This is a genomic window from Leclercia adecarboxylata, assembly GCF_023639785.1.
GTDB classification, from domain to species: Bacteria; Pseudomonadota; Gammaproteobacteria; order Enterobacterales; family Enterobacteriaceae; genus Enterobacter; species Enterobacter adecarboxylatus_D.
On sequence record NZ_CP098325.1, the window covers coordinates 2,630,167 to 2,642,606 of the forward strand.

Genomic DNA, 12,440 nt, shown 5'->3' on the forward strand with positions numbered 1-12,440 from the left:
GTTAGTTCCTTATCAATACCGTCCGGGAAGACCAGAAATCGGTCAGACATTTCCAGGTGAGTTCCCGCGTTGAACGAAGTTGTAGCCCCGCATGGTCAAGCCCGGGCCCTATGCCTACCGACAACATCCCCGCAGCGTTGATTGCCTCGACGCCAGCCGCGGCATCTTCAATACCGATCGCCTCCTGAGGACGAACGTTCAGCCCCGCGCAGGCCGCCAGGAAGATCTCCGGGTCCGGTTTGGAACAGGCAATGCGGGAAGCATCGGCGCAAAAATCAAATGCCTGTCGTATTCCCAGCGCGTGCAGGATCCCCGGGGCATTTAGGGAGACGGAGGCCAGCCCAATCCTGACGTTTGCCGCGCGGATCTCGGTCAACAACTCGCGGATACCCGGCAGCAGGGATTCCTGGTTCAGTGAGGCAAGCGACCGGACATAGAGATCGTTTTTTCGACTCGCCAGCGCCAGGCGCTGTTCGTGATTAAACATTTCCTCTTTTCCACCGTGGCGTAGGATCCGCACCAGAGAGTCCATGCGGCTTATCCCCTTGAGCTCTTCGTTGAAGATCTCGTCGATGGTGATGCCTGCCTCCTGCGCCACAGCATGCCAGGCCAGAAAATGAAGATGTGCGGTATCAGTGATCACGCCATCAAGATCGAAAACAACAGCCTTAAGCCTCATGCTGACCCTCCGTGGTAGCGGTCCCAAAACTGGGCGTGATAAAATTCTTACAGGACCATACCTGCCGTCCCGACGCGATAAGGGTTTTCCCCCACAGGGTCAACGTGACGGGTGCCGTTGTGTCAATCGTTAAGAGATCGTTCTCTAAGGTGACGCGCAGGGTTGCGTTTCGCCAGCGCAGCGGGAAAGTAAGCCTGCGCCAGTGGGCAGGCAGTTTTGGCGCAAGGTGCAATTCACCTTCCACCATCTGCAGGCCGGCAAAACCCTGAATAACCCCGGACCAGATTGCCCCTGTCGCGGCAGCATGGATACCTTCATCACTGCTATGCGGATCGTCACCCAGGTCAATAGCGATGCCGTCGCGCCAGAAGGCGTAAGCCCGCTCCGTATCGCCACAACGTGCAAAAACGATCCCGTGAATGGCTTTGCTCAGGGAAGAGTCGTGGATAGTACGCGGCTCGTAGAACGCCAGATTGGCGACGCACTGCTCCATCGTAAACCGTTCCGGTAACAGATAGTTGAGCATCACCACATCTGCCTGCTTCAGGATCTGCATCTCGTTCACTTCTGCGCGTGAGTAGTCCAGCAGAATGGTCTGTTTACCCGCTTTTGCTTTATAGCGACTCAGGTCGATCGCCGGTTTCTCCATGAAGGTGTCATCCTGAGGCAGCACCCCCTCAGCATTTGCCTCCGGCAACCATAAGCGCGTCAGGAATGTGGTGGCGTTTTCCATAAAACGCTCATCCTTATGCCCGAACTGCGCCATGAACTGGTGCGCGCTCGCGACATTGTACCAGGCCAGATAGTTGGTATAGGCGTTGTTATTGACGTGCTCCGTATATTCATCCGGGCCAATCACGTCATGGATTTCCAGGCGCCCGTTAACGTCCGTGGCGCGCGCCATCCAGAAGGATGCCGTTTCTATCAGCAGCGTCAGACCTTCGTTGCGCATAAAGGCATCGTCGTGTGTCGCCTGCCAGTAAGCCACAACGGCCCAGGCGATATCCGCCACGATGTGGTGCTCAGCCAGGGCGGAGGCCACCTTCTGACGCGTACCGGTACGGATGTTGATCGCCGCGAATTCTGGCGTCTCTTCCTGGCCGCTTGCCGCACTTTCCCATGGGAACAGCGCCCCCGTCCAGCCGTTACGACGGGCCTTTTCCCGCGCCCCAGGCAGGTTTAACCAGCGATAGCGCAGCAGATTACGGGCCGTCTGCGGCCGGGTGAAAAGATGGAAAGGCAGCAGGAATATTTCGGTATCCCAGAAGACGTGCCCTTTATATCCTTCCCCGGTGAGCCCTTTGGCCGCGATACTGCTTCGCTCGTCATGGGCAGGTGTCATGGCGGTCAGATGCCAGACGGCATAGTCCAGCGCTATCTGATCTTTATCTTCCGCCGAAGCGACCTCCACCCGACTGTCGCGCCAGACCTTCTCCCAGGCGCAGGCAGTACGCGCAAGTAATGCGGCGTATCCCTGCTCTGCACAGGTTTGAAGTTCGGCCAGGGCATTGTGGGCGTAGGTTTCCGTAGTCATCCCTCGGTCGCGTCGATGACTCACCCACACGAGTTTTTCCAGCGTGACCCTTTCCCCCTGCGAGGCAGTCAGCGTATGGTGAACGGAGAGGCGACGATTTTTGGCGGTAAAGCAACTTTCGCTATCCGTGGAGAGACGACAACAGGCAGAGATCACCACCTCCGCGGCACGATCCTGGGTTTCATACACGCCCTGCAGGTAGTGCCGATCAAAAACCCTGACCGAAACTTCGTCCAGATGCTGCCTGCCGCTATTAGTCTGGGTCGCATCGATACCGGTTTTTAAAACAATCTGTGACGATGCATCCAGCGGTGTAATCGAAAGCTGCATCGCCACCAACGGCAACGCGTCCAGCGACACAAAACGACGGCTTTCCAGACGATAGCGCTTCCCTTCGGCGGAGCGCCATACCACGCGGCGACACAGCTCGCCGTTGGAAAAAGCCAGTTCACGATGCCAGCTCAGGATCTCCCCTGACAGCAGGGATAAATTTTCGCCATCCAGCTCAACATCAATACCGGTAATATCCGGAAGATTGACCAGCTCGCTGGCCTCGTTACGCCCAGCGCGATGATAAAGGCCCGCAAGATACATGCCCCGGGTTTGTTGGGTATAATCCTCTTCATGCGCGGCGCGAATGCCAATATAGCCATTACCGCAGGCCATGATGGAGCCGTATTTATTCAGGCTGTGTGGGCAAAATGCCGGATCGGTTAATACAGACAGGTTCAGCATAACGTCACGCTTACCCCTTTTTCCGCTGATTCATAGAGCGCGGCCACTAATTGTTGGATCACCAGTCCCTGCTCAGCATCGGCGATCATCACCGGCTCCCCCATCACATGGCGAACAAAGGACTCCATGCTGCGTAAATGCCGCTGGTCGTCAGCCTCTTCTCGCTGCGTAAGGGTGGATAAAATACCGGCTTCGTCATTGTAGATATGCGCCGGAAACAGCGTGGCACCTGCTTTTTCTCCGCAGAACGAAACGTTCATAATGGACTGCTCGCGTATATTGAGCGCAAACGAGGTGTCCAGGCGCAGTATGCCGCCATTGCAAAATTCGATCGTGCCGAACAGGGCATCTTCGACGGTATATTGCTCAGGATCCCACTCACCGAACTGGCCGCAATTTTTACGGGTTCCCAATTTTTGAAAGCTGTATGCCGTCACCCGTTTTACAGCCGGGAAGCCCAGGACATACATCGCGGCATCAAGCATATGGATGCCGATATCGATGAGCGGCCCTCCGCCCTGCAGCGATTTGTTGGTAAATACGCCCCATCCAGGCACCCCGCAGCGGCGCAACGCCTGCGCCGTGGTGAAGTAGATTTCACCGAATGTTCCGTTCAGCACGGCTTCACGCAGCAGTTGCGTATCGAGCGCGAAACGGTGGTGAAAATCATATGCCAGCACTTTTCCCGCCTTGCGAGCCGCGACGCGCATCATATCGGCCTGTTGCGGCGTCATGGCGGGCGGTTTTTCACACATGACATGGCAGCCGGCCTCCAGCGCCGCCGTGACATGTTCAAAATGAAAGCGGTTAGGTGAACAAACACTCACCACATCGGGTCTGACCGCCTGCAGCATCTCGTGCGCGTCCTGCCACGCCGAGGGGATCGCATGTCGTTGTGCAAACGCCTGAGCGTGTTCGAGGCGGCTGTCCATCACAGCCACCATTTGAACATCACTTCGCGTAGCGTAATACGAGGCATGCACTTTGTCCGCCACCTGCCCGGCACCGATGATGGCGACACGCAGCGGCGAAGGTGTTGAGGCACTCATCACGCTCGTCATCCTTAGCATTCACGCAAATAAGTGAGTGAATCCCGATAAGCCTGCGCAGGATCGTCGGCACGAACGCGGCATTCATAGACCACATATCCCTGATAATTGTCAGCGCGAAGCTGATCGAACAGGATAGAAAAATCCAGGCTACCGCTACCCGGCTGATAGCGATGGTTATCCGCGATATGCACATGCCCGAGCAGATCGCGATTCCGGTGCAGCGCATCCGTTATCGAATCTTCTTCAATGTTCATATGATAGAAATCGCCGATGATCTGCACATGCCTGAGAGCGTTCTCTTCGATATAACGACGCGCATCTGCTAGGGTATTGATCATATGGTCCTGATAGCGGTTCAGCGGCTCCAGATAAACGGTAGTCCCGGTGCGCGCGGCCACCTCATCCAGCCAGCGCAGCGAGGCGCTCACCGCTTTGCGGTCGCCGTTGAGGCTGCGTGGTGAGGTCATTGGCGGCAGGCGGAAGGTAAACATCCCCCAGGCGGCAGGCACGATAATGCCCTTTCCACCCACTTCAGCGAGCGCGACGAGAATACGTTCAATCTGCTTCAGCCCGTTCAGGCGACGCTCTTCAATAAAGTCACCAATCCAGCCATCGTACCCGCCGCATGCGGTGGTAACGGGTAAGCCGGTGGCTTTAATAGCGGTTTTTACCTCATCGAGATTGTCTACCAGCAGTTTGCCGTCAATCTCATAACCATCAAACCCCATACTCTTGATGTACTGGAATTTTTCAAGAATATCGGTCGGAAAAAAGGCTTGATTTTGCGTTGCGATTTTCATTGGTTGCTCTCCTTAGCTCAGAAAGTGACGCCCATTTTGATGCTCAGCTCCGGGTGGCGATCGACATATTGCATATAGCTTTCGGCACTGGTTAAGAACGTTACCACCGGGTCGATCAGATCCTCGCAGTTGAGGTAGCCATTCATCAGCAGTTCCCAGCAGGTCTCTTCGATACGCTTGCGGTTCCAGCGTGGATAATCCGGATTGGGTTCGCTGCAGGCGCGGGAGAAGACAATCTTCGCGTTGTTGAAGTGTGCTTCCCGTCCGAGATTGAAACCTTCAGCAAAGGGTTTAGCGAAGGCGACATAGGAGATGGTTCCGCCGTAGGCCAGCCCACGCAGCGCAGACTGCAGCGCATCGGCAAAACCGCTGGTTTCGATAATCACGTCGGCACCCTGTTTACCGGTTAATTTTTTGATCTCCATGCCAACATCGTTATCCATCGGGTTCAGGCAATAATCCGCTCCGTGACGTCGAGCGATATCACAGCGGTGCGAGATAGGATCGACCCCAATGACTACCGAAGCCCCGGCTTTTTTCGCCAGTTGGACGGCAATCTGACCGATCGCGCCCAGACCTACCACCACCACGTAATCCCCTACGCGTACGTTGGCATCCCGAACACCACTCATGGCGAACTGCGCCGGGTCATAGCAGACGGCGTTTTTCCACGAGGCGCCCTCAGGCATTTTGCGCAGTTTGTAGTTATTGACGGCATTGACGATCACCGTCTCCTGTAGCGGCCCGTAGCAGCAGACGCTGTCGCCGATTCGGTAGTCCGTGACATCAGCGCCGCATTCGACAATTTCGCCCACGATCATATTGCCCAACTGGAACTTACCGAATTCGATTCCGCGCGCCGTCCCTTCCTCACGCGGGGTAAACATCTGCCACTCCGCGTTAAACTCTTCATCGATAAAGGGGCTCGCCGCGCGAAAATCCACCACTTCGGTGCCGTGTTTCGGCGCACCATACCGGACGCGAATTTTTACTTCGTTTACGGCAACCGGACGATCTTCGTACTCCACCAGCGCCGCCACGCGAGGCGCTGTTGCAACTAACTTCTTCATGACAAACTCCTTGTTAAAATCGGCCGCCTTAGCCCTTAACGCCACCGGCGGTCAAACCACTTTTAATAAAACGTTCAGACAACGCATACATGATCACCACTGGCAGTGCTGTCACCAGCGATGCCGCCATCATGCGACCCCAGATATAATCCGGCGTACTGAAGAGCGTGTTCAGCCCCACCGGCAAGGTGAAGTTGCTGGCGCTGGAGAGGAAAATGGAGGCAAACAGGTAATCGTTCCACGCCACCATGAAGCAGTAGACAAAGACCGAGACCAGGCCGGAAATGGCCAGCGGCACGGTGATATGGAAGATGATTTGCAAGCGGTTGAGGCCGTCCATCATCGCGGCTTCTTCTATCTCATCCGGGATGGTGTCGAAATAGCTGCGCAGCATGAATACCGCGGTTGGCAACGTCTGGGTCACCATCGTGATGATGAGCGCCAGTTCAGTGTCATAAATGCCTAATGCTGTGATAATTTTGAACAGTGGCACAACCAACAAAATTCCCGAGAACATGTAGACGGTATAAAAGCTCGCGTTGATGGTTTCCCGGCCTTTGAAACGCAGTTTGGACAGGGCATACGCGCCAAGCGTGCCGAGGAAAACGGCGATAATCGACGAGGTGAACGACACCACCATGCTGTTACGGAAGTAATCCACAAACGGGAAGATCAGCGGATTAAAGATGTCGACGTAATGCTGCAGCGTCCATGCCTGCGGCAGAATGGTTGGGTGCAGCGATATCGCCTCCTTCGCACTCTTGAATGACGTCATCAGCATCACGAAGAACGGGAACAGCGTGATAATTAAAAACACCGCCAGTCCCAGATAAAAACCAATACGGCCCAGTACGCGTTTATTTGTTGCCATTGAGGTTTACCCTTTTTCTGGTCAGCAGAATGACGGCAAAGATGATCACGAACAGCACCACAGAAATAGCGGCGGCTTTCCCCAGGTCGTTGAATGCAAAAGCGGTTTTGTAGAGATAAACGCCCAGAATATCGACCTTAGTAGTCAGCAGATACACATCCGCAAACATGTAGAACATCCAGATGGTTCGCAGGGTGATAACCGTTGCCAGCACCGGCATAATCGCGGGCAGCGTGACGATGCGAAACCGCTGCCAGGCGTTGGCCCCGTCCATTTCCGCCGCTTCGTACAACGACTTATCAATGGTCTGCAAAATCGCCAGGAACGAGATAAACGCGTATGGGAAGTAGCGCCAGATGGCGAACAGCACTACCAGGACAAAACTACTTCCAGGATTGTCGAACCATAGCGGGGCCTGGTCATAAAGATGCAGCAGATCCACGCCCAGATAGTTCACAATGCCGTAGCCGTTGTTGAACATGTATTTCCAGGCAAACACCAGCGAGATCGACGGCGTCACGTAGGAGAGGATCACCAGTGAACGCGCCGTTTTTCGCAGGCGAAACTCCCGGTTAAAGAAGATGGCAACGGCCAGCCCTAATCCGGTACTGCCCATTACCACCAGCGCCGTATACCAGAAGGTCATCCATAAGGAGTGCCAGAAGGCCGGGTCACTCAGGATCCGGATGTAGTTATCCAGCCCGACAAACACGGCGCTCACCCGTGGGTTTAATGGCAAGCGTAAGAAACTGATTTCGATGTTGGAAATCATCGGCCAGGCCACCAGGCCCCCCAGCAATATCAGGCTGGGGGCCAACAGCAGCATGGCGAAAGGCATATCTGAACGACCAGAAAACAACGTCTTCATAATTCCCTTCCGCGCGCGCCTATCGGTTTGAAATCAGGTCAGTCAGTCGTTTCTGGCTGTTGCTTAACGTTGCCCCAGGGTCTTGCTGACCCACCGTCACGTTATGCACCATAGAACTGATAATGCCCGAACCCGTTATATCTCCCATGCGGGTGAAGTTTTTGTCGCCCACGGAGCCAAAGACCTGGATATTCGGGAACTGCGAGATCAGCTCATAAGGCAACTGACCAAAGGCTTTAATCACCTCGTTGTTTTTCCAGGTTTCTGTGCCAACCACCCTCTTATTTACCGGCAGCGCTGCGCCAGGTGACATCATGACCCAGTCCGATGCGTTCTGAGCCTGCTCCATCCAGATAACAAATTTCTCTGCCGCTTTGGTCTCCTCTTCGGCCTGGCCAGTGGTGATGGTCAGCGACGTCACCATGCCGTAGACGGCAGAAGATTTTTCAGTTGGCACGACAAATCCCAGGTTGGCAGGGTTTCCGTCTTTATAGACCGCAGGAAGGATATAGGTGGAGTAAACGGCCATCGGTGCAGAGCCGTTCATAAAGGCATCTTTGATCTCCATAACATCGTTCGAACCCGGCATGGTCGTGGCCGCCAGCCGTTTATAGAATGTCAGCGCGTTGGCCATTTCCGGCGTATCGATTTCAACATTACCCTAGGCATCAAACACGTTTGCACCGCCCGAAAGGGCAAACTGTGAGAACGCTTGCTCCGTCATTACGCTTTCCGCGGTGGGCAGAGCGATGCCGTAATGTTTTTTGGCCGGATCGTTAAGCGTCTGGCTGGCTTTCAGCAGTTGCTCCCAGTTTTGCGGCTCCTTAATGCCCGCAGCCGCAAGGACATCTTTGTGATACCAGACGCCGGACAGCCAGGCGCTGATGGGCACCCCCGTCCATGCTGCGCCGTCTTCGGTACGAACGACGCGCAGAATGCCGTCGTAGAAGGTGTTTTCGCCCACGGCTTTAATGGCTTCGCCAATCGCCACGCGATCCAGCAACTGCTCCTTGTCCATGACCTTGGCGTAATCATGGCTGACTTCAATCACTTCCGGCAGCGCGCCGGTGCGGGCCAGTGTAATCACCTTGGTGTTGTAAGCGTCCTCCTCTACCGGGACCTGCTTCACCCTGATGGTGGGATTTTCTTTTTCGAATTTCTCAATCAGTTTCGTGATAACCGCCTGACGCTCCTGTTCCACCGACGAGTGCATGAACTCGATGGTGACTGCAGTTTTCTTGTCATCCTTGCAGCCTGACAACAGGGCGCACGAAACCAGTGCTGATACCAGCACAATCCTGGGCATTTTCATTTTTAAGGTCCTTTTTTAGTTTTCTTTAATCCACATGACCTGCCATGGATTAAGGGTCAGAGTTGTACCATTAATATCATTTCCGGTGATCAACTCCTTACCGGTTTGAATGGCTGACTTAATGTTTTGATATTGGCTACTAAAGTTAAATAAAGCAGTAACCCGCTCGCCATTCTCCGCAATGCGAATAATTTTAAGCACCTGCTCACCTGACATTTCAAAAATTGCCTCGCTGTTGGGGTGGAATGCTTTCTCAGCCCGACGCACCGCGATTAGCTCACTTAACGCATGATAAATTTTGTGTCGCAACGTTTTATTGTCAGCAAGTTCCTGCTCTATTTCCTCAGAAAAATACTTCTTACGGTTAATCGCGCGGTTATATCCAAGACGTGTAACCCCGTCATAATCATTACGCGAACCAAGAATACTCTGAATATATATCGCCGGCACGCCCGGGAAGCTTAACAATACGGCATGCGCCAGAATAAACCTGACCACGCGCTCATTCTCGTCACATGCCTTCGTGCTTAATGCATCGAGATAGGTCACGTTTATTTCATACGGGCTGCACGTGCCATCAGGATTATTTTTCCAGTTTACCAGGGCGCCTTCGTTCTGTAGCTTCTCTACCGGGGAGATGATTTCCGTCTCAGGTAAAATGCCGCGCAAAGGATTGAGGCCAATGCCGTCATGCGAAGCCAGAAAATTGAACCAGGTGGTTTTCCGCGAAGGCAGCTTCAGCGACGCTGCCCACTGACAGAGAGCCTGAACATTTTGACAATGAATTGCATTCAGCACGAGCGGAGGCAACGAGAACTGATAAACCATCTGCGCTTCATTTTCGCCATCGCCAAAGTAGGAAATATTATCTTTATGCGGAACATTCGTCTCGGTGATGAGCACTGTCCCCGGCGCTACTGCATCAGTAATGGCGCGGAAAAGCTGAATAAGCTGGTGGGTTTGCTCAAGGTGAATACAGCTTGTCCCGGGGATTTTCCACATAAACCCGACGGCATCCAGGCGAACGTAACTTGCCCCTTCAACAAGGTAATGAAGCAGTACGTCCACCATCGCGATCAACACCTCAGGAGAGGCGAAATTGAGATCGATTTGGTCCTCACTGAAGGTGGTCCACAGATGCCGTGTGCTGCCATCTTTAAGAGTGAAAGGCGTCAGCAGCGGCAATGCCCTGGGTCGCGTCACTGCCGATAAATCAGTGTCAGGCTCAACGGAAATAAAAAAGTCTTCATAGCCAGCGACCTGGTTAATATAATTTTCAAACCATTGACTCCGGGCGGACATATGGTTGCAGACAAAATCAAACATTAAATTAGTTGCCTGCTTTAATTCAGAAATGTCTTGCCACGCCCCGGTTTCAGGCGCGACTTCATGATAATCAATAACCGAAAATCCGTCATCAGAAGACCACGGATAAAAAGGTAAAAGATGAACATGAGAGAAAGTCCGTGAAAGCCACTCGTTATAAAAGCGCGTGAAAACGGGCAGCGCTTTCTCCCCTGTGGCAGAAAACTGATCGGCATAGGTAATCAGGACAACGTCTTTTTCATCCCAGACTGCTTTACGTTTTTCAGTTATAACAGAGCCAGCCCTGTCCATTTTCTCGAAAAGCATCTTAAAATGCGCTTCAGAAAACGATTCCCCGTAAACCAACTTGATTAAATTCTTAATTTTTGCGTTCACATTATTTTCCATGGTAGCGGTCCCACGAAGTGGCAATCTACTCCCATGAAAAATGTCTGTCAACGGACCCGGATGCATAACAGGCGGTTTGCAAACCAGCTCAACGCATTAATGTGAACTGTCGCAAATAAAGGAGGAAAAAAATCTGGAGGGGTTACAAGTCCTCTCCGGATAAAGGAAAGGACTCATTCATGGGAATATCAGGATAAGTAACGGCGGGATACGCGGTTGGCCAGCTTCTTCAGCATCGGCTCCAGCGCCATCGCAAGCAGCATGCGGACAGGCTTACGGGCGACCGATTTAATCGCCCAGCCCGCGACGCCCGCCGGGCCGTAACGCAGTGCGGTCAAGAGTACCAGCTTCCCTGCGATTTTAATGCCCGGCTTAACGCGCTGCCCGGCCTGTTGCCAGCGTTGGTTCATATCAGGTCTCTCAGTTAAAGCTGACGAAAACGGCTTCGCAGCGTAAAGGTATCCGAGGTGACGTACCGCTCCATCTCGCGCAGGCGCTTTTCACCTGCCGACAGTTCGGCGTCCACCGCATCCAGTAATTCACTGCTGGTGGGGGCATTTTCATCGTTCAACGCGCTGTCCGGCATCGGGTCCAGCACGAAGGATAAAATGATATAGGCCACCAGGGTAATAAAGGCCAGGCCGAAGAAAATGGACAGCACCGTCACCACACGAACCAGTTTCACCGGCACGTCGAGATAATGCGCCAGCCCGGCACAGACGCCGCGGACCATCCCCTGCTGGGGAATACGCCACAACTTTTTGTTCAGGTTCAGAGCCATTAGCGATCCCTCCAGTTCGGATGTTCCGCATCCAGAATCGCTTCCAGCGCCTGAATACGGTCGCGCATTTTATTAGCGTCCTGAGTTAATTGCGCCAGGCGCTGGTGTTCGCTTTGCGACAGCTCTCCCCGGGAAGAACGGTTACTGTAGTGCAGCCATAACCAGATCGGCAGAACAAACAGCACGAAAATGGTCAACGGAATGGCAAGAAAAAGCGCGCTCATGTCTACTCCTTGTCTTATGAGTGGCGGCGCCAGCAGGCGCCGCAGTCGTTATTATTGATTGTCTTGTTTCACTCTGGCCTTCAGCGCGGCCAGCTGCTCGCTGATTTCGTCATCCGCTTTCAGATCGGCAAACTGCTGATCCAGCGTTTTCTGTTTGCCGAAGCTGTGGCTTTCCGCTTCGGCTTCCATCTGATCGATACGGCGTTCAAATGACTCGAAGCGGGCCATGGCTTCGTCAATCTTGCCGCTGTCGAGCTGACGGCGCACGTCGCGTGACGAGTTAGCGGCCTGATGGCGCAACGTCAGGGCCTGCTGACGGGCGCGGGTTTCGCTCAGCTTGTTCTCCAGCTCAGCAATCTCTTTTTTCATGCGGGTGAGCGTTTCATCCACCAGGGTCACTTCCTGCTCCAGGGTGGCAACGATGTCGGTCAGCTTCTGTTTTTCAATCAGCGCAGAGCGGGCCAGATCGTCTTTATCTTTACGCAGCGCCAGCTCCGCTTTTTCCTGCCATTCAGCCTGCTGTGCAGTCGCCTGTTCAATACGGCGGGTGAGCTGTTTCTTTTCGGCCAGCGCACGGGCAGAGGTGGAGCGCACTTCCACCAGCGTATCTTCCATCTCCTGGATCATCAGACGAACCAGCTTCTGCGGATCTTCTGCCTTTTCCAGCAGCGAGTTGATGTTGGCGTTCACGATGTCGGCAAAACGAGAAAAAATACCCATAATTGAATCCTCATATTTATGTTATCGGGCTAAGCCCTGCTGTTTAGCTAATACAATTCCCGTGCCAGTTTTTTATCTTAT

The 12,440-nt window shown here is 53.7% G+C and carries 12 protein-coding genes and 1 pseudogene; all 13 read right to left on the bottom strand.

Annotated features, from left to right (window positions below; all coding sequences use genetic code 11):
• Nucleotide 1: 1 nt before the first annotated feature.
• The 13 genes and pseudogenes from pgmB to pspA all read right to left on the bottom strand — a co-directional run bounded on the left by pgmB (nucleotide 2) and on the right by pspA (nucleotide 12,359).
• Nucleotides 2-679, bottom strand: a complete 678-nt coding sequence (pgmB, locus tag NB069_RS12515; RefSeq protein ID WP_250583993.1) for a beta-phosphoglucomutase — start codon at nucleotides 677-679, stop codon at nucleotides 2-4.
• Nucleotides 669-2,948 (bottom strand): glycoside hydrolase family 65 protein, encoded by a 2,280-nt coding sequence (locus tag NB069_RS12520; RefSeq protein WP_250583995.1) that lies wholly within the window; start codon nucleotides 2,946-2,948, stop codon nucleotides 669-671. The genes pgmB and NB069_RS12520 overlap by 11 nt, the downstream gene beginning before the upstream one ends.
• Entirely contained in the window at nucleotides 2,942-4,000 is a 1,059-nt protein-coding gene (locus NB069_RS12525; protein ID WP_250589512.1) for a Gfo/Idh/MocA family protein, read from the bottom strand. Before NB069_RS12525 ends, NB069_RS12520 begins: the two co-directional genes overlap by 7 nt.
• Nucleotides 4,001-4,011: 11 nt before the next feature.
• Nucleotides 4,012-4,800, bottom strand: coding sequence for a sugar phosphate isomerase/epimerase family protein (locus tag NB069_RS12530; RefSeq protein ID WP_250583997.1), 789 nt, complete (start codon nucleotides 4,798-4,800; stop codon nucleotides 4,012-4,014).
• 17 nt (nucleotides 4,801-4,817) lie between these two features.
• The gene (locus NB069_RS12535; RefSeq protein ID WP_250583999.1) at nucleotides 4,818-5,870 is read right to left on the bottom strand and encodes a zinc-dependent alcohol dehydrogenase; all 1,053 of its coding nucleotides are present in this window, start codon (nucleotides 5,868-5,870) and stop codon (nucleotides 4,818-4,820) included.
• Nucleotides 5,871-5,898: 28 nt separating this feature from the next.
• Nucleotides 5,899-6,741 (bottom strand): carbohydrate ABC transporter permease, encoded by an 843-nt coding sequence (locus tag NB069_RS12540; RefSeq protein ID WP_250584001.1) that lies wholly within the window; start codon nucleotides 6,739-6,741, stop codon nucleotides 5,899-5,901.
• A complete protein-coding gene (locus NB069_RS12545) occupies nucleotides 6,728-7,609 on the bottom strand; it encodes a carbohydrate ABC transporter permease (RefSeq protein WP_250584003.1) in 882 nt (293 codons plus the stop codon). The genes NB069_RS12540 and NB069_RS12545 overlap by 14 nt, the downstream gene beginning before the upstream one ends.
• Nucleotides 7,610-7,628: 19 nt before the next feature.
• Nucleotides 7,629-8,921: pseudogene (locus NB069_RS12550) on the bottom strand (ABC transporter substrate-binding protein).
• 15 nt (nucleotides 8,922-8,936) lie between these two features.
• A complete protein-coding gene (locus NB069_RS12555; protein WP_284677016.1) occupies nucleotides 8,937-10,634 on the bottom strand; it encodes a sugar phosphorylase in 1,698 nt (565 codons plus the stop codon).
• Nucleotides 10,635-10,822: 188 nt separating this feature from the next.
• Entirely contained in the window at nucleotides 10,823-11,044 is a 222-nt protein-coding gene (gene pspD, locus NB069_RS12560; protein ID WP_250584005.1) for a phage shock protein PspD, read from the bottom strand.
• 14 nt (nucleotides 11,045-11,058) lie between these two features.
• On the bottom strand, nucleotides 11,059-11,415 hold the full coding sequence (gene pspC / locus NB069_RS12565) for an envelope stress response membrane protein PspC (RefSeq protein ID WP_250584007.1): 357 nt from the start codon (nucleotides 11,413-11,415) through the stop codon (nucleotides 11,059-11,061).
• Complete coding sequence (gene pspB, locus NB069_RS12570) at nucleotides 11,415-11,639, bottom strand: envelope stress response membrane protein PspB (RefSeq protein ID WP_250584009.1); 225 nt, start codon at nucleotides 11,637-11,639, stop codon at nucleotides 11,415-11,417. Before pspB ends, pspC begins: the two co-directional genes overlap by 1 nt.
• Before the next feature lie 51 nt (nucleotides 11,640-11,690).
• On the bottom strand, nucleotides 11,691-12,359 hold the full coding sequence (gene pspA, locus NB069_RS12575) for a phage shock protein PspA (protein WP_250584011.1): 669 nt from the start codon (nucleotides 12,357-12,359) through the stop codon (nucleotides 11,691-11,693).
• Nucleotides 12,360-12,440: the final 81 nt, after the last annotated feature.